Below are 24,997 nucleotides of genomic sequence, written 5' to 3'. Positions count from 1 at the left end.
GGTCTCCGTCCACGACTCCGGTCGGTCGGCCGACGATCACGACCGGGGTGTTCTACGTCTGTCCGACTAACTGCGTCGCGTCGAACCTGTCGTAGGGGCGGTGACCACCTCGTACTGGAAAGGCTCGTTGACACTGTCGGCGAAAGAGATGATCGGGGGCTCGTGGCGCGACCACGTCGGCGGCTACTGGCGCATCACCTTCAACAACCCCGAATGGGTCGGCACCACCAGCTCCGACCTCACCACCGGCGACTCCTGCTGCGACAACGCCTACACCGCGACCAGGCCAGGATGCGTGCTCCCGACCGTTCCCGCCACGATGACATTCAGCCGCTCCGCCAACCCGGAGTTCGCCAGCCATGTCGAGCGTGCCCTGTTGTCCGGACTACCAGGCCTGGCCGGTTCCACCACCAACCTGCACCGACCGTACGACGACGCTCTGCGCACGAAGAACGGCACCACCGCGTGTCCGCCAAGCCGGCCGCGCCCGTCGGGCAAACAGTGTGACGAGTACCCGTTCCGCAGCACCTACGAGGGCGCTTACACCAGCGGCGACGCCACCCCGCGCAGCTGGGACGGTTGCGAGATGCCCGACCCGCCGCGCACCGGACCCACCGGCTTCAGCCGGTGCTTCATCAACGCACTACAGAACGGGTCGGCGGGCGGTTTCCTCAGCGGGTTCTACCTACAGCAGCGGATGCTCAGCGGCGACCCGTTCCAGGTAGCGTTCGCCTGATGGCCACGCCACAGACGTACCAAATCGGGGTCTCCTACCATCAGTTCCTTCTGACCCCGTTCGGGGGCGACAACCCTGTCATCGACTCCAGCCGCCCCGCAGGCCCACTGCTGGCGCTCGATCCCCGGGTACCAGGCGCGCTCATCATCCTCACGGGCGGCACCGATGCCCCGGTCGATGTCACCGTCCACATCGAGCGCGAGCCGCTGCCCGACCTTGCCGCCGCTGCGAAAGGGTGGGACGTCGGGGAACAGGCCGCGATTCCGATCGACGGCGACATGTATCTCGTGCCATTGATGGGGGGCGGATCGACACCGCTGATCTACACACCCAGCACGCCGGGCCTGCACCTGATCCGCGTCCTTGCCCGAGGCCGCCGCACGCACCACGACGGCATCACAGACGGCCCGACGAGGACTACGACATCACTATCACCCCCGTCACCACCGACCCCGGCAGACAATCCACAGCCGGTGACAGCCTCTACATCAACTGACACGACCCAATCGACGAAGATCGTGACGCCGGCGCTCAGGCGCCGGCGTCACGTCCATCTTCCCGGTGGTACGGCAAGGACCGCCAATCGATCGATGTGACAGCGAAGTTGATTCGATCCCGCACGAAGGTCGTCAGCGCTTGTCCGACACTCGCCTCGGCGATTGCTCTCCCGCTCGCCGCAGTAGACCAGCCGGCAATCTGCGCGTTCGCCCCCGACGCCCACCGGTTGCCGACGTCGGCTGCAGCTACCGTCATCGGGACGTGCCTGCATCCGTCGGATGCGGAGTCCCTTGTCAGCCTCAATGCTAGCTCCGGCATGGCATCCGCCGAGGCAGACCACAAGGGCAGCAACGAGTGCCAGGATGCCTTTCTTCGCGGTCATGGAACTGCCACCAGCCGTCGGCGGCGGATCACAGCGGAAGCAGCCAGGAGCACATCGTCGACGGTTTCCGCGGCGAGCATGACGATGCTGTCGGGGCGAATCAACGCACTGGTATGGCGGCCTTGTGTCAGCCAATGATGCAGCCGATCCCCAGGCTCCGTCTCGAGGACGACGACGCCCAAAGCCTCCGCCTCCGCTTGCTGGAACGCGGTCAGCTGCTGCGTCGTGAGCAGCGCGAACCGGCCGGCCGCATGATCGTCCAGGCGCTGCTCGGCGCCGACCGGCGCGTTCGGGCACAAGGTCCCCACGACGCCTCCAGACCAACGACGTCGCCGTACCAAGTCCGTCCGGGTCAATCGCGGAGTTGCGCTGGAGAGCACACGGTCCGCCAGCCCTGGGACGAGGGACAACCGCGGTGCGATGAGCCGACGGAGAACGTCACCCGTCCGGCCACCCTTGGTCATGATCGCCCCGACTGCCATGGCCAGCCGGATCATCCGGACCGCGTGCGGGCGTCGTTCCTGCTGGTAGGTGTCGAGGACTTGCTCGGACAGCCGCGCGTCGAGGACACCGGCGAGCTTCCACGAGAGATTCGCGGCGTCTCTCATCCCGGCGCCCAGGCCCTGCCCGATGAACGGCGGCGTCAGGTGCGCCGCGTCGCCGAGCAGGAAGACGCGCCGGTCCCGCCATCGATCGGCGACCTGGGCACGAAAGGTGTACGACGCCACCCGCACGACCTCGATCCGGTCGTCGCCAGCGCTTCGCAACCACGGCCCGACGATCGCCCGGAGAGCCGCAAGCGTACGGAAATCCTCGTGGTTCTCGTCGTCCGCGAGCCGGAACTCCCAGCGATGCCGGCGGGCGCCGACGCGCATGTAGGTCGCGGCACGGCCGTTGTCGCACAGCTGATGCACGCCGTCCCAGTGATCCAGTTCCTGGTCGATGTCCAGATCGACGACGAGCCACCGCTGGTCGAATCCGAGATCCCGGTAAGGAGCGCCGATCGCCCGGCGCACAAGGCTGTTGGCGCCGTCACATCCCAGCACATACTCTGCCGCCAGCGTCTCCACCTGACCCGTCGTCCGGTCCCGCAGCTCGACCTGGGCCGTGCCCGCTTCCTCCTGCCGAACGGCCGTGACCTCGACGTCACCTCGGAACGTCACCGACGGACAGTTGCCGAGGTTGGCTCGAAGGAGCACCTCGAGGTCCGGCTGGTCGAAGAGGTTGGCTTCCGGATAGCCGTGCCTGCCGACGCGATCATGCCGCCGAAACTCCGCGATGGTGTGTTGTCGCGCATCCACGAGGCGCAGTCCGAGCGTCGGCCGGGAGATCTGTGCGAACTCCTTCGCGATCCCTGTCCAGCCGAGGATCCGGTACACCTCGTCGTCGAGGTGCACCGCCCGCGGCTGCGGATACACCTCGGCCCACCGCTCGAGGAGCAGAACCTCGACACCGTACGACGCAAGCAACGTGGCAGCCGCAACTCCGGTAGGGCCGGCGCCGACGACGATCACTCGGCCGGTCACGACGTCGCCGCAGGCAGTAGGACGAGATAACCAACGGCCAGCGCCGCGGTCCCGATCGCCGGCACCAACCGCGCAGCGGAATCCCGGTTGCTCAGATGAACGCTGACGGCGCCGACCATCAGCAGAACTGTGCCGACAGCCGCGGCGGCACCGGCCGGCGACCACCACCGGCCGGCCACCAGGCCGACCGCGGCCATCACCTCGGCACAGCCGATGAGCCGGTAGGCGTTGACCCCGAGGCGCGCATGCGCAGCCGCGGCACGCATCGCCGGAACGGCAAGAACCTTCGTGGTACCGAGTGATCCGAGGACAACAGCCAGCACCAGCCCGACGACCGCGATCACGAGCTCGCCCCCGCCGGGTCGGCGAAGCGCCACGACACCGTGAACGCTTCGAGTGTCGCCCGGACACGAGATTCATCGACCCCAGGCGCCGGGGTGACGGCGACCTGAACCGTGCCATCGGTGATCTCGACGTCAACGCTGCCGGCGGGACCGAGCTCGTCCTGCACCGCGCGGCGCGTGGCATCGGCACGGAGCGCGAGCTTGTACGGCTTGCCGACCGCAGTCGTCGGGATCGCGTCGATCACGTGCACCGCCTTCGGTACCGCAGCCTGCTCCGGGATGTGCGCGGCGGCCCAGGATTCCAGCGCATCCTCGGCCGGGGCGGCGCCTCCGGTCAGGACGACGTACGCCACTGGCACCTCGCCGGCACGCCGGTCGGGGCGACCGACAGCAGCGGCGGCAACGACACGTGGATGCGTCAGCAGCGCCTCTTCGATGATGCCGGGATCGATGTTGTGACCACCCCGGATGATGAGGTCCTTGGCCCGACCCGTGAGGTGGACGAACCCGTCGTCGTCGATCCGCGCGAGGTCGCCCGTGTCCAGCCATCCGTCAGCAAGCTTGCCGAGGCCGTCGAGCACCAGCCCGCGGTCGTCACGACCGACGACATAGCCTGCGAAGACGGTAGGCCCGGCGATCTGCAAGATCCCTGAACTCGTCACGTTCAGCCGCTGATAGGGAAGCCGCACACCGATCGCTCCGAGGCGTTGCCGACCGGCGAATCCGCGAACGCTCGCACAGGTGGCTTCGGTCAAGCCGTAACCCTCGATCAGCGGGACGCCGGTCGCTCCCTCGAAGGCCGTGCGGACCGCGGGAGGCAGTGCGGACGCGCCGACCATCGCGAATCGCAAACTCGAGATGTCCGCGTCGACCGGACACTGCGCCAGGACCTGGTAGACAGTCGGTACGCCGCTGACAGTCGCGATCCGGAAGTGTTCGACGATGCGCCAGAACTCGCCGTACAACCCCACGTCGCGGTAGCCGAGCGGACCCGCCCAGATGACTCGCTGCCCGCGGAGCAGAGGAGCCAGGAGCGTGACAACGAGTGCGTTCACGTGGAACAGCGGCAGCCCTGCGAACAGGACCGATTCATCGGTCAGCGTTGAGTCGGCTGCGATCATCCAAGCATCGCTGACCTCGTTGGCGTGCGTGTGCGCTGCGAGTTTCGGCCGGCCCGTCGTACCGCCGGTGTGGAAGACGGCCGCCAGTTCCTGCGCCACGGGCGGGGCCCCGACGAACCGGTCGGCCGGCATGCCGGCCGTGAGATCGGCCAGATACCCGATGCGTACACCGTCGATCGAAGGCAGCGCAGGTCCTGTCCCCTGGGCGCCGGTCGGCCGCAGGACAACGACTGCGTCGACCGACCCGGACCGGGCGACGCCGAGCGCAGTGGCCCAGACTACTTCGCCGAATTCAGGGCCTGCGGCAAGCAATACGCGCGTTCCGGCCTGGGCCAGCAGCTCTTGGACAGTGGACTCCGCGAGCGTCGGCTGAACGGGTGCTGCGATCCCTGCGGTCTGGGCAGCCAGCGTGGAGACGATCGCCTCCAGGCAGTTGGGTGCGAGCAGACCGACGGTGTCGGTCCGTCGTACGCCCAAGTCGTGCAGGAGATTCGCGGTCCGGTGCACCGCCGCGCGGAGATCGGCGAATGTGAAGTCGGCATGGTGCCGCCAGCGGTCCGCGTCCGGCATGACGGTCAGCGCAGTGCGCGCGGGCCACTGCTCGGCGGCGCGGCACAGTACGTCGTACGTCGTCACCGGGAGACCACGATCGGACAGGGAGATCGCTTCGATCGCCGGCAGGTCCGCGGGCCCGGTGTACTCCGGCCACAGCAGACTCGTGTTCACGCGTCCCTCACCACCGTACGTTGCGTGCCGAGAATGATCGCGCCGTCGTCGGTGCCTACACCGGCCTCGATCACATCACCCGCTCGCAGGTAGTTGCGGTTGCCTGCCTGCCGTTTGAAGAACGCCTTCCATCGCAGTGCGGGCGGCAGCAGCGAGCCAAGGATCTCGACCGGCTTGGCAGGCGCACGGAGCGCCGTGCCCCCAGGGGTGCCGGTCAGTACCACATCCCCGGGATCGAGTCGCTGGAACCTGGCCAGCGCGGTCAGCGCGGCTGCCGGCCGGAAGACCATGTCCGCAGCGACCATGCTGTCCTGCCGTGGCTCGCCGTTGACCGTGAGGCGAAGCCGCAGATCAGGAAAGTGCTCGAGCTCGTCGGCGTCGAGCAGGACGAGTGCCGGCCCGGCCGGCGTGAATGTCGGATACGACTTCGACTCGTAGAACTGCGTCTTCGGCAACTGCAGGTCTCGGGCACTGACGTCGTTCGTGACGACCAAACCAGCGACGTAACGGGCCAGGTCGCTCTCCTCGACCCTGGTTCCGACCGGGATCGTCGTCCCGATGACCAGACCGATCTCGACCTCGTAATCGAGGAAGCAGACATGCCCGGGGCGGACGATGTCGTCGAACGGTCCGCTGAGCGAACCCGAGGACTTCCGGAAGAAGGTCAGTGGGACCGTGTCCGGGTCCATCCCGGAGTCCCGGATGTGCGACCGGTAGTTGGTCATCTGCGCGATCACCCGGCACGGCGCCGTGATCGGCGACCGGAGCACGAGCCGATCGACCGGCACCACCGGGCCGTCGGCCACGGCGGCCACCTCGATGGCGCGCCGGTCAGCGAGCAGTTCGGCGGTACTGACGGCCGAGGTGTCGATCATCGCGGCACCGGCCGGAGTCTGAACCCACCAACCGCCGTCGCTACGGAGGATGGACACGGTCATGACGCGGCCACCTTCAGCAGTCCGCGCAAGCGCCCGAAGTCGAACTCGTTCTCAGATCGCAACGCAACCGCGATGGCGCGCAGCTCGTCGACAGCTTCGCGACCGAACCCGATCCCCAGGAAGTCTTTCGTTGCCGGTGGCCCCCATTGCGCCAGCCCGGAGGCCGTCATCGGTGCCCAGCCGGGCTCCAGGGTGTTGTCGAACAGGTCACCGTCGCTGAAGTGTTCGACCAGGAACCCGTCCGGATCACGCCAGTAGTCGAAGATCTGGCTGCCCTGGACATGCCGCCCGATTCCCCAGGACCGTCGGTACCCCTGATCGAGCAGATACTCGCCACCGGCGGCCAACGCGTCGAGGTCCGAAACCTGGTACGCCGAGTGCACGTAACGATCTCGTGGCCCGAGTGTGATCGCGATCGTGTGGTGGTCGGTCGCGACCGCTCCGCGATCACAGCGAACGAAGCTCATCACCGGACCTCGATCACGCTGCCCTTCGTTGTACAGGAAGTCGCTCACGATCAAACCGAGGTGCTCCAGGTACCAGTCCAGCGTCTCGCGATACGTCGTGCTCTGCAGAACCACATGCCCGAGCCGCTCGACCGTCACCGGTGCCCGCACCGTGCGTTGCGTCGCGTTGGTACGCCGTACCTCCGAGCCGAAGTTGAACGAGTGCGCCTGCTGCGACGGGACCTCGGGCAGAGTGTGGACACCACTGACGACACGGACTCGTGCACCGCTGGGATCCCGCAGTTCGACACCGATGCCGCCCAGGGCTTCAGGCAGCTTCCGTGGACTGGTACCAGTGGCATCGGCGAGACGCATGAGGTCACGTGGATCAGCCGCCGCGAACGCCAGGCCGGCGAAGCGCGACCGAGAGCCGCGCCTGATCAAGACACACGGCGCCCCCGGCCGGGAGCCGCGCAACTGAAGCTCGTCGGACGTCCGAGCCGCGACACCGAACCCGAACGCGCGCGCGAACCGCTCGGCGCGATCGAGGTCCGGCTTCTCGAACTCCAGCCAGACCAGATCCTCGGCCTTGATCACCGGATTCCGCACCCGGCCCGGATGCTCACCGCGCACAGCGCCGTACTCACTGTGCAGATCCCTGTGACTCTCGTCCCTGACCGACTGCTGCATCATCTGCCTCCCTGATCGCTAACTGACGAAATCCTCACTCATGATCTAGTCGTCAGTCAACAATTCCTGACGAAATCGTCAGAAACCATTCGGGCGGATCAGGGTCGCGCCCCGGCCATCAGATGACGGGAAGGTCGTCGAGGGTTGGGAGGGGAGCTCGGCTGAGTGTGCGGGCTTCGTCGGGCGGGAGGCCGAGCATGCGGAGCAGGTCCTCGGCAATCCGGTCGGTGGCGGCCGCGTCGTCGCGGTCCGGCCGATCCAGGAGCAGCTGACCGAGGGCGAGCAGTGCACCGCCTGCGACGACGACGGCAAGCTCAGGATCGTCGGCGGTGAAGCGACCCGAGTCGATCGCCGCCTGGAGGTCGCGGATCGCGCGCGGTGCCAGCCCGCGGTCAGCCGTGATCAGCTCGGTCCCGCTGCGCAGCAGCACGCGACTCAGCTGCGGCACCTTCCGGTGCAGCCGGCCGGTGAGCCGGAAGCTCCGCGCGAACCTCTCGGCCGGGTCGTCCGACGGATCGCCGAGCGCATCCAGGACGGCCCCGTGCGCCTCGAGCGCATCGTCGACGGCCGCCTCGAAAAGCTCGTCCTTGGTCTGGAAGTGGTTGTAGAACGAGCCCATCCCGACATCGGCTGCCTTGGTGATCTCCAGGATCGGCACATTCACGTTGCCGTCGGCGATGAAGGTCTGAGCTGCGCGCACGAGCGCCGCCCGGGTCCGCATCTTGCGGCGCTCCAAACGGTTCGGCTCTGGCGTGGGGTCGGCTGCCATGTCAGGAGCCTAGCACCCTTCGTCAGAGATGACGATATCGTCAGTTTGGTGTATGCTGACGCTCGCCTCATTAATGACGATATCGTCAATCCAACGCGTGAGGCCTGACCCAAGGAGTCTCCGTGTCGTCGTTCCTCTACCGCCTCGGGCGGTCCGCCGCTCGGCTCCGGGTGCTGGTCGTCGCCGTCTGGGTGCTCATCCTGGCCGCCGTTGGCGGCAGCGCGGTCGTGTTCAACCACGGCACGGACGACACCTTCAGCATCCCGGGCTCGGAGTCCCAGGACGCGCTCGACCACCTCGGGCGGGTGTTCCCCGAGGTCAGCGGTACGTCGGCGCAACTGGTCCTCGTCGTACCTGACGGGCAGAAGGTGGACACCGCCACGACGCGGACCGCGGTGAGCTCAGCCGTCAAACGGATCGAGAACGTCGATCAGGTCGCCACCGTGGTGAACCCGTTCGGGTCCGGAGTCCAGGGCGCGGTGTCCGGTGACGACCGGGCTGCGCTGATCGCCGTACCGATGGACGTCGATCTCGCGCAGGTGAAACCGGAGACCAAGGACGAACTGACCGGCATTGCCAACGACCTCGCCAAGGCCGTCGGCGCCGGCGCGCACGTCTACACGGGCGGGGACGCGTTCTCCGACAAGGTGCCGAAGCTCAGTCCGACCGAAGGGATCGGACTCGGCATCGCACTGCTCGTGCTGCTGCTGATGTTCCGCTCGATGATCGCAGCGGTGATGCCGCTGATCACCGCGGTGCTCGGCGTGGGGATCTCGGTCGGCCTGATCTACCTTGCCACCGTCGTCACGCCGATCTCCTCGACGGCGCCGATGCTCGCAGTGATGCTCGGCCTGGCCGTCGGCATCGACTATGCGCTCTTCCTGTTGTCACGGCATCGAGACCAACTCGCCGAAGGACTCGACGTCGAGGAGTCCGTCGCCAGGGCCACCGCGACCGCGGGATCAGCAGTCATCTTCGCGGGCCTCACCGTTGTGATCGCGCTGCTCGGCCTCACCGTCGCGGGTATCCCCTTCCTGACCACAATGGGTGTCGCGGCCGCGATCGCTGTCGCGTTCGCGGTGACCATCGCGGTCACTCTGATCCCCGCGCTGATGGCTTTCGCCGGCGACCAGCTTCGACCGCGTGCCCCCAAAGCACAGAAGGCCCGGCGACGTCCGCGGCTGCCGAAGCCCCCGATCGCGAAGGCATGGGTCCGTACGGCGACCAAGGCGCCGCTGCTCACCGTCGTCATCACGATCGTCGGGCTCGCCGTCTGCGCCATCCCCGCCACCGACCTGCGCCTCGCGTTGCCGGACAACGGCAGTGAGGAGGAGGGCTCGACCGCACGGGTGACCTACGAGGTCGTGAGCGAGCACTTCGGTCCTGGCTACAACGGGCCGCTGATCGTCACCGCGGACATCATCCAGAGCACCGACCCGGTCGGGCTGGTGAACAAGATCGCCGCCGAGATCCGCACCATGCCCGGTGTCGCCGCCGTACCGCTCGCGACGCCGAACCCGAAGGGCGACACCGGCATCATCCAGGTCGTCCCGACCACCGCCGCGGACTCCGCGCAGACCGAGGATCTGGTCACGCGGCTCCGCGGCCAGGAGCAGCACTTCCTGGACGCGTACGGAACGCAGACCGCCGTCACCGGTATCACCGCGGTCGGCATCGACGTGTCCGCCAAGCTCGGACAGGCCCTGCTTCCGTTCGGGATCCTGGTCGTCGGGCTCTCGATGATCCTGCTGGCGATGGTGTTCCGCTCGATCTGGGTTCCGCTGAAGGCCACGTTCGGATACCTGCTGTCGGTCGGCGCCGCGTTCGGCGCGACGTCGTTCGTCTTCCAACAAGGTCATCTGGCCGAGACACTGCACGTCGCCCATACCGGCAGCGTGATCAGCTTTCTCCCGATCATTCTGATGGGCGTCCTGTTCGGCCTGGCGATGGACTACGAGGTCTTCCTGGTCTCCCGGATCCGCGAAGACTACGTCCACCACGGCGACCCACAGCACGCGATCGAGTCCGGCTTCGTCTCCGCATCACGGGTCGTCGTCGCAGCCGCTCTCATCATGTTCGCCGTCTTCGCCGCCTTCGTGCCAGAAGGCAGCGCGACGATCAAGCCGATCGCGTTCAGCCTCGCTGTCGGGGTATTCGTCGACGCCTTCGTCGTACGCATGACGCTCGTACCGGCGGTGCTGGCGCTGCTCGGGAGACGGGCGTGGGGGCTGCCGCCGACACTCGATCGCGCGCTGCCGGTCTTCGACGCCGAAGGCGACTCGTTGGTCCATGAACTCCGGCTGGCCGACTGGGGCAGCGCCGACGAGGTGATCAGCACCCGCGAACTCAGCCTCGAAGACGATCACGGCCGACCGGTCTACCACGATGTCGAACTCCACGTGCCGCGTGGCAACACACTCGTCCTGTACGGATACGGATCGGTCGGCAAGACCGCACTGCTCTTGACGCTGGCTGGGCGAGTCACCAAACACGAGGGCGACCTGAAGGTATTCGGCCGGGTCCTCCCCCAGCACAGCCACGCGCTGCGCCGCGACGTACATGTCATCCGCTGTCGCGAGGTCGCGGACCCCGGCGCCGAAGCCGCTGCCGCGCTCGACGACGGCGTCGGACTGGTCCTGCTCGACGACGTGGACTTCGTACTGCGCACCGACGTACGGGACGCGCTGCGCGACGTTCTCGCCCGTGACGCATCGTTCGTCGTCAGCTGCCAGGACCCGGAACGAATCCGCGACATTCTCCCCACCACCACCCAGCTGTGCGGGCTGGCCCCTCAGCCCGCGGAGGTTCACTGATGCTCAAGCCGTTCACCGACTCCGCGCGGATGCCCGACACCGGCCCGTTGACGTGGCGCACCTGGACCGGCCTGATCGCCGTACCGATCCTGGTCATGGGTCTCCTGACCTGGGCGTTCTGGTCGCCTGACAGCAGTCACGGCACCGCCACCGCGGCGGTCGTCAACAACGACGAGCCGGTCAAGATCAACAACCAGACCATCCCGCTCGGCCGCACCCTGGCCGGCAACCTGATGAACAGCGCCGACTCCCCCTACGACTGGGTGCTCACGGACGCCGCGGACGCCGACGACGGACTTGCCGACGGCAAGTACGCAGCCGTCGTCACCATTCCCAAGGACTTCTCCTCCAAGGCGACATCCTCAGCCACCGCGAAGCCCTTGGACGCCACCCAGGGCGTGATCGATGTCGAAACCTCCAGTACGGCCGGCGTCGCCGACCCGGCCCTGACGTCGCAGATCGCGCGTGCCACTCAGCAGTCGCTCGGGCAACAGGTGGTCGAGACCTACCTGGACAACGTCTACATCGGGTTCAACACCATTCACGGCCAGCTCGTCAAGGCCGCGGACGGCGCCACGCAACTCGCGGCCGGTACCAAGCAACTCGTCCCCGGCGCACAACAGGTCGCGACCGGAGCGAGCCAACTGTCGACAGCAGCAAGCCAACTGTCCAGCGGCGCCAAGCAACTGGCGTCCGGTACGGCGCAGCTCGCCACCGGATCCTCGCAACTGTCCAAAGGCCTCACCCAGGCCGAACGCGACACCGCCCAACTGCCCGCACTCACCAAGCAGCTCGCGGACGGCGCCGAACAGGTTGCACAAGGCAACCAGAAGATCGCCTCGACGGTAGTCCCCTTGGCCAATCGGGTCATCGCCGCGCTGGACGCCGTACCGGCGGCAAAGACCGACGCGGTCAAGTTCCAGCAGCTGGCGAACCAGTGCAGCGCAAAGGGCGGCGCCCCGGACTTCTGCCGGCAACTGACCACGACCTCGCGCGATTTCACCGCGACCGCAGCCAAGATCGACGCAACGAAGGCTCGCGTCCGTGCAAACGCCGTACAGATCCGGAACTCGGTCCAAGCCCTCGCCACCGGTTCACGCAAGGTCGCCAACGGCAACCGCGCGCTGGCCAAGCAGGCCGTTCCGCTCACCCGCGGAATCGCCTCCGCCGCGAACGGCGCACGCAAGCTCGCGACTGGGGCAGCGACGGTCAACACCGGCGCCCAGAAGCTCTCGACCGGTGCAGGCCAGCTCACCACCGGCGCCAGCAAACTCGCCACCGGCGCCCAGCAACTCTCGACCGGTGTGGTCAAGGCCAACAACGGTGCACAGCAGTTGGCGACCGAGCTGAACAAGGGCCGCAACCAGGTTCCGACGTACACGGCCGACGAGCGCGATCACCTGAAGACCATCGCAGCCAATCCGTCGACCGCCACCGTCAGCATCAACTCGACCGGCCCACTCGCCCTGGGACTGTTCGCGGCCCTGGCCTTGTGGGCGCTGGCACTCGCCACCTACATCGTCACCCGCGCCGTCCCGGACGCCGTCCTGACCGCACGTGAACCGTCCTGGCGCATCATCGTCCGGGCCGCCGTACCTGGCGCAACCGCGGCCGCCCTGGCCGCCACTGTGATCACGGCAATCGCCATACCGGTTCTGAAACTGGGCTTCGGTGCCGGCGTCGCCTTCCTCGGTGTCACGCTGCTGGCCGCCTTCGCGTTCGTCTCCCTGAACCAAGCCGCGACAGCAGTCTTCGGCCGATCCGGACGCATCGCATCACTGACAGTTCTCATCCTGGCCGCCGCGACGGGGACAGTGTCGACCCTGCCGTCGCCGTTCCACGCCGTCGCCGGATACCTTCCCACCCATGGCGCCGTACTCGCCCTCCGAGCCATAGCCATGGACAGCCCAGGTCTGGCGACCGGCATCGCCGAACTCGCCGCGTGGCTCATCGCCGGCACATTAGCCACCATCATCGTCACCGACCGCCGCCGCTACCTCTCCCCCCGCCGCCTCCGCCGCGCAACACCGGTCTTTACGCACGTCAATCAGCTCGGATGATCCACCAACAACGACAACCTATGAGCATGCAACGCCGGCTGAATCCTTTACATACAAGAGATACCTCTCACCAGCAGCAATCCATCAGCAGTCTCAGCTGGAATTCAGCGGTTTCCGAGTTCGGGATCGACATTCGGCGACGACACGGCTGATGGCGCCGCGCGGACCGTCTGCTCAGCTGTTTCAACTCTCTGCACGGAAGCCGCCTCGACCCGATGAGTACCGACTGTGCCGCGCCCTCGGACCACTTGATCGTATTGCCTTGCCAACACCGGCTGGTTTCGAGTCGCGTCTCCGGGTTTCCAATGGCTCAAACGTTGAGCATGCCTCTGGTGTGCGCTGCGCGAAGTGAGTCAGGAGGCCGGATGGCCAGGGAGCCGTTCCCGCTCGGGACATGGGGGAACATCGCTGTACGGCAAGTCAAGCGTGATCGTCGAGGGCGCGTCGTCAAGTTCGAGGCGAGCGGGCGTTATCGAGACCTCGACGGTCGCACTCGGCGGGTAGCGGCGTGGGGAGGTAGTGCGGGCGAGGCGGAGAACAATCTCAGGGCGAAGTTCAAGGCACGGAGGATCGTTGCCGAGTCTGCGGAGCTGAGGTCAACGGATCGCGTTTCGATTGCGGCTGAGCTGTTCTTGGCCGAGGTCAAGGACAAGGTTGAGCAGGATGCGCTGGCCCCAGGAACGTACGACACGTATCGCTATCAGTACGACAAGAATCTCGAGCCACGCATTGGCGAGCTGCGACTGATCGAAGCGACCATCCCCAGGGTCAACAAGGTGATCGTGAAGGTTAGGGATGAGGTCGGCGTGGCGAGCGCCAAGACCTGCAAGCGCATCCTCACAGGAACGTTTGGTCTCGCGGTGAGGCACGGCGCCATTTCGTCGAACCCGGTCCGCGAGATCAAGATCGGCGGCAAGTCCAAGCGCAAGTGTCCCAGGGCCTTGGAGAAGGAAGAACGAGAGCAGTGGTTCGAGCTGCTCGAACAAGACGAACGCGCCGTCCGCGCGGACCTGGTCGACCTGTGCAAGTTCATGCTGGCCACTGGCGAGCGCATCGGCGAGTGTCTGGCTGTGAGCTGGGAAGATCTCAATTGGACGACTGGTGAGATCGACTGCAGCCATCAGATCCAGAGAATCAAGGGGCACGGGTTGATACGCCGCAGAGTCAAGTCGGCGGCCGGTGAACGCATCTTGGGGCTACCCCAGTGGGCGCTCGACATGCTCACGACCAGGTGGATGCCAGGAACCCCATTGGACAGCCCTATTTTTCCTAGCAGCGAGGGTGGCTTTCGGGACCCACACAACGTTCAGAAGGCACCGAAACCTGGCAATCCGACTTCACCCACTACCCACTCGCCGACGGCACCGACACAGGTACCGACACCGAGACCATCACCTGGCTCGACGACCACTCCCGCTACGCCCTCCGCGTCTCGCCCCACCGCCACGTCACCGGCCAGATCGTGCTCGCCACCTTCACCGAAACCGCAGCCCAGCACGGCTATCCCGCCTCCGTGCTCACCGACAACGGCTTCGTCTACACCACCCGCTTCGCCGGCAGCCGCAGTGGCCGTCACAGCCGCAACGGGCTGGAGACCGAGCTACGCCGTCTCGACATCGTCCAGAAGAACTCCCGGCCCAACCACCCAACCACCCAACCACCTGCGGGAAGGTCGAACGGTTCCAGCAGACGATGAAGAACTGGCTGGCCGCGCAGCCTCAACAACCCGCCGGCCTGGACGAGCTCCAGACCCTGATCGACACCTTCGTCGGCATCTACAACCACACCCGGCCCCACCGATCGCTGCCACACCGCGCCACCCCAGCCACCGCCTACCAGGCCCGCCCCAAAGCAGGCCCGGGCGCCGACCGCAGCACCGACACCCACTACCGCGTGCTCCACGACATCGCCGACTCAGCCGGCAAACTCACCCTGCGCCGCGCCGGCCGCCTCCACCACGTCCCCATCGGCACCGAGCACGCCCGACCCTCCGTCCTCAAGCTCGTCGACGACCTTCACATCCGCATCATCAACGCCGCCACCGGCGAACTCCTCCGCGAGCTCACCCTCGACCCCACCCGCAACTACCAGCCCCTCGGACGACCCCCAGGACCACCCAAAAAACAAAAACCGGACCCTCGATAGGGGTCCGGTCTGTCCGGGATCTCCTGAGAGATCACAAAAGAGCCGGTGAGGGGACTCGAACCCCTAACCCCCGCTTTACAAGAGCGGTGCGCTGCCAGTTGCGCCACACCGGCCGGTGTGCGGATACATACTAGAGGATTGTGTGGGGGGTGCTGCGGGGGTCGGGGGCGTTTCGGGGGCTTTGGGGTGCTCGGGCGGTGTCGGTGCTGGGGGACTCGCTGGGGCTTGTGGCGTTGCTGTTGTATGTGCAGGCGTCTACGGGGGCTGCGATCGCGGTGGCTCTGCTCCTGTTGGCGGGGGACTTTGTGCCGGGGTTGTTCGGGGCGTTCGCGGGGGTGGTGGGCGATCGGTTCGATCTCAGGCGGGTGATGGTGGCGTGCGACCTCGTCCAGGGCGTTCTGACGGTCGCCATGGCCATCGTCCTTCCGCCACTCACCGTGTTGTTGGTCATGGTGGCGGTCAGGAGCGTCACGGCGCAGGTATTTCAGGCTGCTTCGCGGAGCGCTATGCCGGCGTTGGTGCGGGACGATCAGCTCGAGGCGGCGAACTCGGCGCTCGGGGCGGGGACGAACGGGCTGGAGGCGGTCGGCCCGATCATCGCGGCGGGGTTGTTCCTGGTCACCGACGTACGCGGGATCCTGCTGATCGACGCGGCGACGTTCTTCGTTTCCGCGGGCCTGCTCGCCAAGCTGCCGAAAATCCCACCGTCCGAACCGACCAACAACAGTGTGCTCAAGGATGCGCGTGACGGGCTGGGATACATCCTCAGAGCAAGCCAGATCCGCGTCATCGGGATCGGGTTCTTCGCGACGGTCGCGTTCAACGGGGTGGACGACGTCGCGATGGTGTTCCTCGCGAAGGACGAGCTGCACGGGAGCGATTCGGCGTCGGCGATGTTGTACGCCGGGGTGGGCATCGGGCTGATCATCGGCTTCGCGATCCTCGCGCGATACGCCGGCCGCCTGAAGATGCCGGCCCTCATTCTCCTCGGGTTCGCCGTCAGCAGCGTCGGCAACCTGGTCACCGGGCTCGCGTGGGCGATCTGGGCGGCCCTCGCGCTGCAGGTGATCCGCGGGCTCGGAATCGCGGGCGTCGATGTCGGCGTCAACACCCACCTGCAACGCGTCGTACCGCCGCAGCTGCGCAGCCGCGTCTTCGGCAATCTGTACGGCGCGATCGGTCTCGCGGCCGGGATCTCGTACGTGTGCGGCGGGCTGCTCCTGCAGCAGACAGACGCCCGTACGACGTTCGTCGTCGCGGGCGCCGGTGGGTTGATCGCTACGGTTGCGGCTGCGATCGGAGTTCGGCGATCGGGCGACGAAGAGCGCGAGCACCCGGTACGGCGATGAGCGCGATCATGGCCATCACGAGGAACGCCGCCAACGGGTGATCGACGAGCAGGCCGACGACGACCGCGACGACCAGGCCGCCGAGGTTGCCGGCCATCCAGATCAGGCCGGCCGCGGTGCCTTCTGCTTCTCCGGTGCGGCGCTCGACGAGCTCGAGCACGATCGGCAGCGCCGGGAGGAGGAGCAGGCCGATCACGGTGATCGCAACGAACCCGGACAGGGCGCTCGGGGCCAGCGCGAGCAGTACGCAGGCTGCGGCGGTGACGGTGAGGCTGACGACGAGGAGGCGGGATTCGGCGCGGCGGCGTACGACGAGGATCGGGATGGTCGCGCTGCCGATGACGCCGGCGATGACTTGCAGCAGGAGGATCGTGCTTGCGGTGCCGCCGCTGACGCCGGCCGGTTCGAGGAGCGCTTGGGCGAAGGTGCTCATGGCAACGAAGACGCCGAACGGGAAGATCGCGAGCACGCACAGGCGGCGGATCAACGGGTCACCCCAAGCGGCCGCCAAAGCACCACGGTCGGGGCGTGGAGTTGAGGTGGTGTGGGATTCGACAGGGCCGCGGATGGCGACGGCTAGGACGATTGCTGCCAGGACGCAGAAGATGGCGCTGACGGTGAGCATGGCGGGGATGGACGCGGACGTGGTGAAGACGGCGGAGAGGAGGAAGGCGATCACCATGCCGGCGAAGATGCTGGCGGTGCCGATGGCGATACCGGTCGGCCTGTCCTTCTCGGACAGGTACCTGCCGGTGATGCCGGTGACGGCGTTCAGGACCAGCGGTTGCGCGATCGACGCGAGGATCTGACCCGCGAGCAGCCAGCCGAAGTCGTCGCCGATCAGCCGCACCACCGCGCCGAGAGCAGTCAGTACGGCGCCCGCGAGCAGCCCGCCGCGGAACCGGCGGTCCAGCGCGAGGCCGCACGGGATCGCGAGTACGACGTACAGCAGTGGGAAGACCTGGGCGAGCCAGCCGATCGCGCTCTCGGACACGCCGTACCGGGCGGCGGCGACGGTGGTGACGCCCGCGAAGTTCAGCCAGACCAGCTGGGTCGCGGCGCCGACCAGGGAGTAGCCGACGATCGCGGACCATCGGCTCCGGATTTGCATGGGCGAACTTTACGACCCCTAGGCGTAGAAATGAGGAATGGTTGATTGGGAGGGGCCGCTCGGGGAGGCGTACGAGCGGGCGACGGCGTACCTGGAGGGGCTTCCGGAGCGGCGGGTTGGGCCGCGGGCTAGCGCCAAAGAGCTGCACAAGACGCTCGGCGGGCCGCTGCCAAGCGGGCCCATGGATCCGCGGGAAGTGATCGCGCGGCTCGCGGAGGGGGTCGAGGACGGGCTGCTGCCGAGTGGGAGCGGCCGGTTCTTCGGTTTCGTGTTCGGCGGCGCCACGCCGGCGTCGCTGGCCGCGGACTGGCTCACGACGACGTGGGATCAGAACGCCGGTCTGTACGCCGCCTCACCGGCGGCGGCCGTGGTCGAGGACATCACCGCGGGCTGGCTGGTCGAACTCTTCGGCCTGCCGCGCGGTACGTCGGTGGGTTTCGTGACCGGTGCGCAGATGGCGAACTTCACCGGATTGGCGGCCGCGCGGCACGAGGTACTGCGACGAGCCGGGTGGGACGTCGAACAGAACGGCCTGATCGGCGCGCCTCCGATCCGGGTACTGGCCGGGGCGGAGCGGCACGACACGATCGACCGGGCGCTGCGGTTCCTGGGGCTGGGGACGAGCTGCATCGTGCCCATCGCGGTCGACGAGCAGGGCCGGATGCGCCCAGACGCGCTCTCCGAGGCGCTGAACGCCGATGGTCCACAGATCGTGTGCGCCCAGGTCGGCAACGTGAACACCGGAGCGTCCGACCCGGTCCGAGAGATCTGCGACCTCGCGCACGAGCATCAGGCTTGGGTGCACGTCGACGGCGCCTTCGGCCTCTGGGCTGCGGTCAGCTCGCAGCTCAAAGTGCTGGTCGACGGGATCGAGCTGGCCGACTCGTGGGCGAGCGACGCGCACAAGTGGCTGAACGTGCCGTACGACTCCGGCCTCGTCCTGTGCGCGCACCCCGAGGCCCACCGCGCCGCGATGTCGATCCGCGCGGCGTACCTGATCCAGGACGAGAACGGCGAACGCGACCCGCTCGACTTCAACCCGGAGTTCTCGCGACGGGCCCGGGGCATCCCGGTGTACGCCGCGATTCGGGCGCTCGGCCGCACCGGGATCGCGGAGATCGTCGACCGCTGCCACGCGATGGCGCAACGGTTCGCCGGCATCCTCGCGGCCGAGGACGTGCAGGTGCTGAACGACGTGGTCCTCAACCAGGTCCTGGTCCGCTTCGGGGACGACGACGCGCTCACTCGGCGCGTGGTCGCCGAGGTGCAGGACGAGGGCACCTGCTGGATGTCGGGCACCACCTGGCAGGGCCGGGCCGCGATGCGCATCTCGGTCTCCAACTGGACCACTGGCCCGGCCGACATCGACCGCTCTGCGGAAACTGTGCTCGCGGTGTTGCGGAAAGTTTCCTGATCGTCGGTGTCGATTTCCGCGAGGGTCGCCCGACACAGGGGTGTACGACGACCACCCAGGAGGAAACGATGTCGTTCCAGGCGTACTTGGACAAGATCGAGGAAAAGACCGGAAAGACCCCGCGGGAGCTGGTCGACGAGGCTCATCAGCGCGGGTACGGCGCCGCCGACGTGAAGGCCGGCACGATCCTCGACTGGCTGAAGGCGGACTACGACCTCGGCCGCGGCCACGGGATGGCGCTGGTGCAGGTGATCAAGAACGGCGCGCAGATCAGCGACAAGCACGTCGGCACCAACGGCACGCACTCGGACCCGAGCAACATGCTCTGGCTGGACGGTAAGGCAACGAACCCGGCGCTACGGTAGGCGGGTGGATTCGAAGAAATCGCCCCGCGACAAGTGGATCACGGTCTACGGGCGCAAGCCCGTGCTGGAGGCGCTGCACGATCCGAGCCTGTCGGTGGCGAAGGTCGTGCTCGCCGACAACGCGACCGGTCAGTCGATGCAGGAGATCCTCCGGGCGGCGGAGCGGTACGGGACGCCGGTCGAGCGGGCGACCGCCAGCCGGGTGAAGTGGCTGGCCGGAAACGGTAAGCACGACCAGGGCGTGGTCGCGGACGTGGACGCGCCCCGGATGACGCCGCTGGAGGAGTTCGTGCGGGCCCGCGGAAAACGGCCGACCAACGTTTTCCTGCTCGACGGCGTGACCAATCCCGGAAACGTCGGAATGATTCTGCGGACCGCGACCGGCGCCGGGTTCGACGGGGTGATCCTCCCCCGGGCCGGTACGCCGCACGTCGGGCCGCTCGTCATCAAGGCGTCAGCCGGCGTCGCGTTCCAGGCGCCGATCGTGAACACGTCGACGGCGAAGGCGGCGGTCGACGTACTGCGGACCGCCGGGTACCACGTGTACGGGTTGTCGGCGCATTCGCAGGACTCGCTGTTCAAGACCGAGCTCGCCCCGCGCGCGGTGTACGTGCTCGGCGGCGAGACCAACGGCATCACGGTCGCGACCGACTCCGACCTGCAGATCCCGCTGCACTCCGGCGTCGAGTCGCTGAACGTCGCCGTCGCCGCGGCGGTGGTCGCCTTCGAGGTCACCAACCGCTAGCCGGTGATCTTCTTGGCCAGCGCCTCGGCGGTATCGCGGGTGTAGCCGCCGGAGATCTGGACCTGGCCGCCGGTGATTGCGGACTGCACAGCTGGTGCCGCGGCCACCTCGCCGTGGACGACGATCGCCAGCAGATTCGCCGGAGGCTCCTGTTTCGCGATGCTGGCGGTCAGCTGGCCGAAGAGCTTGGTGCCTTCCGGGTCGAGGTTGAGGTTCACGTACCACGAGGTGCCCATGGCCGGGTCGTACCCGGCCTTCACCTCGGACACGTTGCTGCCGTCGAGCTCGACCTTGCCCAGCGTGTAGACGTTGCCCTGGTCGTCACACGCCGTACCACTCGGCGACGGGGTCGGGCACTTGCCGGGCTTCGAGGTGAGCACGCGACGGAACTCGACCGCCTTGGGATCGGACGGTTTGGTGCGGGCCGGCGGTGGTGACTCGTCGCCGACCGGTTCGTCTCCGCCATGGTTCATGATCAGGACGAGGCCGGTGACGGTCAGAACGACGAGCAGCAGGACGAGACCGCCGACGATGAGCAGCGGCCCCTTCGATCGCTTGGGGGGAATCGGCGCGTACGGCGGGAAGGGTGGTTGTCCCGGCGGGACGGGCGGCCGGTCCTGCGGATAAGGCTGGCCCTGCGGACCGGGCGGCTGGTTCGGCGGGACCGGGGGCTGCGTCATGAAAGAACATGCTAGGTAATCAGGAAGTCACCTTGAGCAGGCGTGCGGCGAGTTCGGCGTTGCGTCGGGCGAACGGCTGCCACAACTCGGGCGTTGCAGCCACGCGTTCTCGGGCCGTCGCCTCTCCGACTGCACGCGAAGTCCACGTGCACATCCGCCCACCCCGCAGTTCGAAGCGCACGAGTACGCCGTGCGCCCACCCGTAAACGTCCGCGTCCCGCGGCTCCAACCAAGCAACCTTCTGCTCAGCACAGATCCACTCGAGCGCCTCGATCTCCCCCTGCACCTTCGCCGCGAACTCGTACCGCAACTCACCTGCAGCCCGGTCACGTCGTCGTACCAGCTCGTCCCGCAACGCCGCGACCGCCGCCGGATCCCTTGAAAGTACGGCGATCGCCGTCTGCGCCAAGGCGTCCCGATCCGCCGGCCCGATCCCGAACAGCCGGCCGAACTCCTCCGCCGAACCGTCGCCCGCCACGGTGTACTGCAGCGGCAGCACCCGATGCAGACCCGAGATCGCCTGCCGGATCCGCAACCCGCCGAGATACGGCCCGAAATGCGGCCCGCCGCCGCTGACCGTGTGCTCGAAACGCAAGCCGGGCTTGGATCCGTCGGCGAGCCGGATGTAGCCGACGACCTCCGCGCCACCCTCGACCCGGTTCCAGCGCGGCTTGGAATGTTCGAGCAGATTGCGTTCGAGCCATGCCGCTTCGTGTTCGGAATCGCACCAAACACCCTCCACCCGGGCGATCCGCCGGACCATCCGCCGCAGATGCGGCCGGTCGCCGAGGTTCACCCAGTACGACTGCACGCGCCGCCGCAGGTTGCGGGCCCGGCCGATATACAGCACCTTCCCGGCGTCGTCGCGGAAGCGATAGACACCGGGCCCGGTCGGCAACTCCCGAACGCTGCGGATCATCAGCTCAGTGTGCACGGTCCGACCGGTGGAGTGACTGCCTGGTGGATTGTTTGAAACGAATGCAGGCCGGGGGTTGCGCCGGGTCCGTGGTGGAGGTCATCCTGGCGCGGTCCGAGTGCCCGCAGGGGGTTGTGGGGACGGGTACCGGACTCTGGCCTGGGGGGCTTCGTGAGGATTTCTGCCCGGTGGCTGCGCTGTGCGCTGTCCACGTTGTGCGTCGTACTGCTGCTGCCGCTTGTCGCGATCACGCCGGCACGGGCTGCTGTCACGCCCACCGGTTTCAGTGAGCAGGTGGCGTTCACCGGACTGAGCAGTCCGACGAACGTCGCGTTCTCGCCGGACGGCCGGGTGTTCGTCGCCGAGAAGAGCGGCCTGATCAAGGTCTTCGACTCGCTCGACGATCCGACGCCCAGCGTGTACGCCGACTTGCGGACCGAGGTCTACAACTACTGGGACCGCGGGCTGCTCGGCCTGGCGCTGCACCCCGATTTCCCCGCAGATCCACGGATCTACGTGCTGTACACGCACGACGGCCTGATCGGTGGGCCGACGCCGAAGTGGGGTACGCCGGACACCGACGCCGACCCGTGTCCGTCGCCGCCCGGCCCGACCGGTGACGGATGTCAGGCCAGTGCGCGACTCTCTGTGCTCAACGCGAACGGCGCCGAGCAGGTCCTCGTCGAGGACTGGTGCCAGGTGTTCCCGAGCCACTCGATCGGCTCGATCGAGTTCGGCCCTGACGGATACCTGTACGCCGGCGGCGGCGAAGGCGCGAGCTTCAACTACGTCGACTACGGGCAGGACAGCTTCCCCACCTCAGATGTGACGCCCGACAACCCTTGTGGTGACGGGACGGCGCCGGTCGGTGCGACGCTCACTCCGCCGACCGCCGAAGGTGGTGCGCTGCGTGCGCAGGACCTCCGGACCGCAGGCGATCCGACCACCCTCGACGGCTCGATCATTCGCATCGACCCCGACACCGGACAGGCCGCGCCGAACAACCCGTTGATCAACAGCGCCGACCTGAACGCCCGCCGCATCGTGGCGGAAGGTCTGCGCAACCCGATGCGGTTCACGTTCCGCCCAGGGACGAACGAGCTGTGGATCGGCGACGTCGGCTACTCGTCCTGGGAGGAGATCGACCGCGTCGTCGTCCCGACCGCGGGCGTCACGAACTTCGGCTGGCCGTGCTACGAAGGAGCGGGCCGGCAGCCCGGGTACGACAGCACGAACGTGAGCATCTGCGAGAACTTGTACGCCGCGGGCTCGTCCGCAGTCGCCGCGCCGTACTACGCCTACAAGCACAGCGATCAGGTCGCCGGGACCTGCTCCACCGGCAGTTCGTCCATCTCCGGGCTCACGTTCTACAAGGGCGGCAACTACCCGTCGACGTACGACGGCGCGCTGTTCTTCACCGACTACAGCCGTAGATGTGTGTGGGCGATGATGCCGGGGTCCAACGGACTGCCGAATCCGGCGAACATCCAGCTCTTCGCCTCCGGGTACGGCGCCACTCGGCTGCAGACGGGTCCCGGCGGCGACCTCTTCACGGTCGACTACGACAACGGCCGGATCCTGCGCTACGTCTACAACGGCACGAACAATCCGCCAACGGCCGTGATCCAGGCCGACCCGTCGAGCGGGCCGACGCCGTTGACGGTGACGTTCGACGGAACCGCGTCCAACGACGCCGACGGCGATCCGCTCACGTACGCCTGGGACCTCGACGGCGACGGGGCGTACGACGACTCGACGGCCTCGGTGGCGCAGCACACGTACACGACCACGGGCACCGTGACCGCGCGATTGCGGGTGTCCGACGGTACGGCGAGCAGTACGACGACCACGCAGATCAACGTCGCGAACACCGCGCCGACCGCGACGATCACGTCCCCTGGTCCAGCCACGACCTGGAAGGTTGGGGACACCATCAACTTCTCGGGTACGGCGACCGACCCCGAACAGGGCACGTTGCCGGGGTCCGCGTTGACGTGGGCGCTGATCATGCATCACTGCCCGAGCGATTGCCACACGCACACGATCACGACGCTGACCGGGGCGAGCGGCTCGTTCACGGCACCGGATCACGAGTATCCGTCGTACCTCGAGCTGAAGCTGACGGCGCGGGACGCGCAAGGGCTGACGGACTCGAAGAGCGTGCGGCTCGATCCGAAGACGGTCAAGATGACCTTCGCGACCACACCGACCGGGTTGCCGGTGACGGTGCTCGACAAGAGCGGGAAGGGTCCGCTCGGCGTCACGACGATCGTCGGGTCGAGCGTTTCGGTGGCGGCGGATCCGGTGCCGAATCTGGCCAACCAGCTCTACCGGTTCGGGTTGTGGTCGGACGGTGGGGCCCGTGACCACAACCTGGTTGCGCCCGCGACGCCGGCGACGTACACGGCGGCCTTTGCCACGAAGCGGAACCTCGCCCGCGGTCGGCCTGCTGTTGCCTCCAGCACCTTTACTGCAGGGCGCGAGGCGTCGAAGGCCGTGGACAGTTCGATGAGTACGGCGTGGTCGAGCGCGCGCACGGATCCGCAGTGGTTCCAGGTCGATCTCGGGTCCGTCCAGGTGGTCAACCGGGTGATGATGAACTGGCTGTCGACGGCGTACGCGAAGTCGTACCAGCTCCAGGTGTCCGGGAGCGGGCGCACGTGGAAGACCGTGGCGTCGACGGTGAGCGGGGACGGCGGCACGGACCTCGTCACGTTCCCGCCGAACTACGCGCGGTACGTCCGGATGGTCGCGACGCAGCGAGCCGTTGCCGGGAGCTACTACTCGTTCTGGGAGTTCGGGGTGTACCAGGACACCGGGCCGGCCACCGGGATCGCGGGGCAGTGCATCGACGTCTACCAGGCCTCGACTGCGGACGGTACGCCGACCACGCTCTACACCTGCAAGGGCGCGGTCAACCAGCAGTGGATTCCGTCGATGGAGGACGGCACCGTACGCACGATGGGCAAGTGCCTGTCCGCGCGCGGCACCGCTCTCAAGACCCCCGCGGTGCTCTGGACCTGCGACAACTCCCCCGGCCAGCGTTGGATCCCCCAACCGAACGGGTCCCTCGTCAACGCCGCCGTACCCCTCTGCCTCGACGCCGCCGGCGCCTCCTCCGCCAACGGCACCCCACTGATCCTCTACACCTGCAACAACGGCCTGAACCAGAAGTGGGTCCTGCCGTAATCGGATCGTCTCGGCGGCTGCCTCGGATCTATCG

Annotated in this window: 20 protein-coding genes, 1 tRNA gene and 1 pseudogene; 11 read left to right on the top strand and 11 right to left on the bottom strand. The window is 67.5% G+C overall.

Features of this window, described 5'->3' with window-relative positions:
• Positions 1 to 100: 100 nt before the first annotated feature.
• Together ACLJOO_RS24170 and ACLJOO_RS24165 are read left to right on the top strand one after the other, a co-directional pair.
• Positions 101 to 736, top strand: a complete 636-nt coding sequence (locus ACLJOO_RS24170; RefSeq protein WP_410789606.1) for a hypothetical protein — start codon at positions 101 to 103, stop codon at positions 734 to 736.
• Positions 736 to 1,332 (top strand): hypothetical protein, encoded by a 597-nt coding sequence (locus ACLJOO_RS24165; protein WP_410789604.1) that lies wholly within the window; start codon positions 736 to 738, stop codon positions 1,330 to 1,332. Before ACLJOO_RS24170 ends, ACLJOO_RS24165 begins: the two co-directional genes overlap by 1 nt.
• 280 nt (positions 1,333 to 1,612) lie before the next feature.
• Here the strand turns inward: ACLJOO_RS24165 and ACLJOO_RS24160 are convergent, their stop codons facing one another.
• The 6 genes from ACLJOO_RS24160 to ACLJOO_RS24135 form a co-directional block, all read right to left on the bottom strand.
• On the bottom strand, positions 1,613 to 3,142 hold the full coding sequence (locus ACLJOO_RS24160; protein ID WP_410789603.1) for a bifunctional 3-(3-hydroxy-phenyl)propionate/3-hydroxycinnamic acid hydroxylase: 1,530 nt from the start codon (positions 3,140 to 3,142) through the stop codon (positions 1,613 to 1,615).
• Positions 3,139 to 3,519, bottom strand: coding sequence for a DoxX family protein (locus tag ACLJOO_RS24155; RefSeq protein WP_410789601.1), 381 nt, complete (start codon positions 3,517 to 3,519; stop codon positions 3,139 to 3,141). Before ACLJOO_RS24155 ends, ACLJOO_RS24160 begins: the two co-directional genes overlap by 4 nt.
• Positions 3,483 to 5,333, bottom strand: coding sequence for an acyl-CoA synthetase (locus tag ACLJOO_RS24150; protein WP_410789599.1), 1,851 nt, complete (start codon positions 5,331 to 5,333; stop codon positions 3,483 to 3,485). Before ACLJOO_RS24150 ends, ACLJOO_RS24155 begins: the two co-directional genes overlap by 37 nt.
• Entirely contained in the window at positions 5,330 to 6,271 is a 942-nt protein-coding gene (locus ACLJOO_RS24145) for a fumarylacetoacetate hydrolase family protein (protein WP_410789597.1), read from the bottom strand. The genes ACLJOO_RS24150 and ACLJOO_RS24145 overlap by 4 nt, the downstream gene beginning before the upstream one ends.
• Complete coding sequence (locus ACLJOO_RS24140; protein WP_410789595.1) at positions 6,268 to 7,410, bottom strand: VOC family protein; 1,143 nt, start codon at positions 7,408 to 7,410, stop codon at positions 6,268 to 6,270. The genes ACLJOO_RS24145 and ACLJOO_RS24140 overlap by 4 nt, the downstream gene beginning before the upstream one ends.
• Before the next feature lie 115 nt (positions 7,411 to 7,525).
• Complete coding sequence (locus ACLJOO_RS24135) at positions 7,526 to 8,176, bottom strand: TetR/AcrR family transcriptional regulator (protein WP_410789594.1); 651 nt, start codon at positions 8,174 to 8,176, stop codon at positions 7,526 to 7,528.
• A gap of 122 nt (positions 8,177 to 8,298) precedes the next feature.
• Here ACLJOO_RS24135 and ACLJOO_RS24130 point away from each other — a divergent pair, with 122 nt between their 5' ends.
• Positions 8,299 to 10,989 (top strand): MMPL family transporter, encoded by a 2,691-nt coding sequence (locus tag ACLJOO_RS24130; protein WP_410789592.1) that lies wholly within the window; start codon positions 8,299 to 8,301, stop codon positions 10,987 to 10,989.
• The gene (locus tag ACLJOO_RS24125; protein WP_410789591.1) at positions 10,989 to 13,049 is read left to right on the top strand and encodes a YhgE/Pip family protein; all 2,061 of its coding nucleotides are present in this window, start codon (positions 10,989 to 10,991) and stop codon (positions 13,047 to 13,049) included. The genes ACLJOO_RS24130 and ACLJOO_RS24125 overlap by 1 nt, the downstream gene beginning before the upstream one ends.
• Positions 13,050 to 13,645: 596 nt before the next feature.
• On the opposite strand, the gene ACLJOO_RS24120 is transcribed toward ACLJOO_RS24125, so the two are convergent.
• Complete coding sequence (locus tag ACLJOO_RS24120; protein ID WP_410789589.1) at positions 13,646 to 14,170, bottom strand: hypothetical protein; 525 nt, start codon at positions 14,168 to 14,170, stop codon at positions 13,646 to 13,648.
• A 257-nt stretch (positions 14,171 to 14,427) separates the two neighbouring features.
• On the opposite strand from ACLJOO_RS24120, the pseudogene ACLJOO_RS24115 reads away from it, so the two are divergent.
• A pseudogene (locus ACLJOO_RS24115) lies at positions 14,428 to 14,745 on the top strand (IS481 family transposase); the annotation flags it as partial.
• Positions 14,742 to 15,194 carry a hypothetical protein gene (locus tag ACLJOO_RS24110; protein WP_410789587.1) on the top strand — a complete coding sequence of 151 codons (453 nt, stop codon included), beginning with the start codon at positions 14,742 to 14,744 and terminating at the stop codon, positions 15,192 to 15,194. The pseudogene ACLJOO_RS24115 and the gene ACLJOO_RS24110, both read left to right, overlap by 4 nt.
• 40 nt (positions 15,195 to 15,234) lie before the next feature.
• On the opposite strand, the gene ACLJOO_RS24105 is transcribed toward ACLJOO_RS24110, so the two are convergent.
• A tRNA-Thr gene (locus ACLJOO_RS24105) sits at positions 15,235 to 15,307 on the bottom strand.
• A gap of 27 nt (positions 15,308 to 15,334) precedes the next feature.
• Between ACLJOO_RS24105 and ACLJOO_RS24100 the strand changes: the two genes are divergently transcribed.
• Positions 15,335 to 16,543, top strand: coding sequence for an MFS transporter (locus ACLJOO_RS24100; protein ID WP_410789586.1), 1,209 nt, complete (start codon positions 15,335 to 15,337; stop codon positions 16,541 to 16,543).
• Here the strand turns inward: ACLJOO_RS24100 and ACLJOO_RS24095 are convergent.
• Entirely contained in the window at positions 16,473 to 17,654 is a 1,182-nt protein-coding gene (locus ACLJOO_RS24095; RefSeq protein WP_410789585.1) for an MFS transporter, read from the bottom strand. The genes ACLJOO_RS24100 and ACLJOO_RS24095 overlap by 71 nt on opposite strands.
• Positions 17,655 to 17,691: 37 nt before the next feature.
• Here ACLJOO_RS24095 and ACLJOO_RS24090 point away from each other — a divergent pair, with 37 nt between their 5' ends.
• The 3 genes from ACLJOO_RS24090 to ACLJOO_RS24080 all read left to right on the top strand — a co-directional run bounded on the left by ACLJOO_RS24090 (position 17,692) and on the right by ACLJOO_RS24080 (position 20,178).
• Positions 17,692 to 19,068 carry a pyridoxal phosphate-dependent decarboxylase family protein gene (locus tag ACLJOO_RS24090; protein ID WP_410789583.1) on the top strand — a complete coding sequence of 459 codons (1,377 nt, stop codon included), beginning with the start codon at positions 17,692 to 17,694 and terminating at the stop codon, positions 19,066 to 19,068.
• Positions 19,069 to 19,136: 68 nt separating this feature from the next.
• Positions 19,137 to 19,433, top strand: coding sequence for a DUF4287 domain-containing protein (locus ACLJOO_RS24085; RefSeq protein WP_410789581.1), 297 nt, complete (start codon positions 19,137 to 19,139; stop codon positions 19,431 to 19,433).
• 4 nt (positions 19,434 to 19,437) lie between these two features.
• On the top strand, positions 19,438 to 20,178 hold the full coding sequence (locus ACLJOO_RS24080) for a TrmH family RNA methyltransferase (RefSeq protein ID WP_410789579.1): 741 nt from the start codon (positions 19,438 to 19,440) through the stop codon (positions 20,176 to 20,178).
• Here the strand turns inward: ACLJOO_RS24080 and ACLJOO_RS24075 are convergent.
• Positions 20,175 to 20,858, bottom strand: a complete 684-nt coding sequence (locus tag ACLJOO_RS24075) for a SecDF P1 head subdomain-containing protein (RefSeq protein WP_410789578.1) — start codon at positions 20,856 to 20,858, stop codon at positions 20,175 to 20,177. The two genes, ACLJOO_RS24080 and ACLJOO_RS24075, sit on opposite strands and share 4 nt — an antisense overlap.
• Positions 20,859 to 20,877: 19 nt before the next feature.
• Entirely contained in the window at positions 20,878 to 21,777 is a 900-nt protein-coding gene (locus ACLJOO_RS24070; protein WP_410789576.1) for a GIY-YIG nuclease family protein, read from the bottom strand.
• 168 nt (positions 21,778 to 21,945) lie between these two features.
• On the opposite strand from ACLJOO_RS24070, the gene ACLJOO_RS24065 reads away from it, so the two are divergent.
• Positions 21,946 to 24,963: a PQQ-dependent sugar dehydrogenase gene (locus ACLJOO_RS24065; RefSeq protein WP_410789575.1), complete on the top strand. Its 3,018-nt coding sequence runs from the start codon at positions 21,946 to 21,948 to the stop codon at positions 24,961 to 24,963.
• Positions 24,964 to 24,997: the final 34 nt, after the last annotated feature.

The organism is Kribbella sp. C-35 (assembly GCF_046549195.1).
Taxonomy (GTDB): Bacteria; Actinomycetota; Actinomycetes; order Propionibacteriales; family Kribbellaceae; genus Kribbella.
This window is presented reverse-complemented; position numbering and strand designations above follow the sequence as displayed.

Coding starts and splice junctions, on each gene's coding strand:
- ACLJOO_RS24165 (WP_410789604.1), top strand. CDS start 736: ATGGCCACGCCACAGACGTACCAAATCGGGGTCTCCTACCATCAGTTC.
- ACLJOO_RS24145 (WP_410789597.1), bottom strand. CDS start 6,271: ATGACCGTGTCCATCCTCCGTAGCGACGGCGGTTGGTGGGTTCAGACT.
- ACLJOO_RS24140 (WP_410789595.1), bottom strand. CDS start 7,410: ATGATGCAGCAGTCGGTCAGGGACGAGAGTCACAGGGATCTGCACAGT.
- ACLJOO_RS24135 (WP_410789594.1), bottom strand. CDS start 8,176: ATGGCAGCCGACCCCACGCCAGAGCCGAACCGTTTGGAGCGCCGCAAG.
- ACLJOO_RS24125 (WP_410789591.1), top strand. CDS start 10,989: ATGCTCAAGCCGTTCACCGACTCCGCGCGGATGCCCGACACCGGCCCG.
- ACLJOO_RS24120 (WP_410789589.1), bottom strand. CDS start 14,170: ATGGCTGCAGTCGATCTCACCAGTCGTCCAATTGAGATCTTCCCAGCT.
- ACLJOO_RS24110 (WP_410789587.1), top strand. CDS start 14,742: ATGAAGAACTGGCTGGCCGCGCAGCCTCAACAACCCGCCGGCCTGGAC.
- ACLJOO_RS24095 (WP_410789585.1), bottom strand. CDS start 17,654: ATGCAAATCCGGAGCCGATGGTCCGCGATCGTCGGCTACTCCCTGGTC.
- ACLJOO_RS24090 (WP_410789583.1), top strand. CDS start 17,692: ATGGTTGATTGGGAGGGGCCGCTCGGGGAGGCGTACGAGCGGGCGACG.
- ACLJOO_RS24085 (WP_410789581.1), top strand. CDS start 19,137: ATGTCGTTCCAGGCGTACTTGGACAAGATCGAGGAAAAGACCGGAAAG.
- ACLJOO_RS24075 (WP_410789578.1), bottom strand. CDS start 20,858: ATGACGCAGCCCCCGGTCCCGCCGAACCAGCCGCCCGGTCCGCAGGGC.
- ACLJOO_RS24070 (WP_410789576.1), bottom strand. CDS start 21,777: ATGATCCGCAGCGTTCGGGAGTTGCCGACCGGGCCCGGTGTCTATCGC.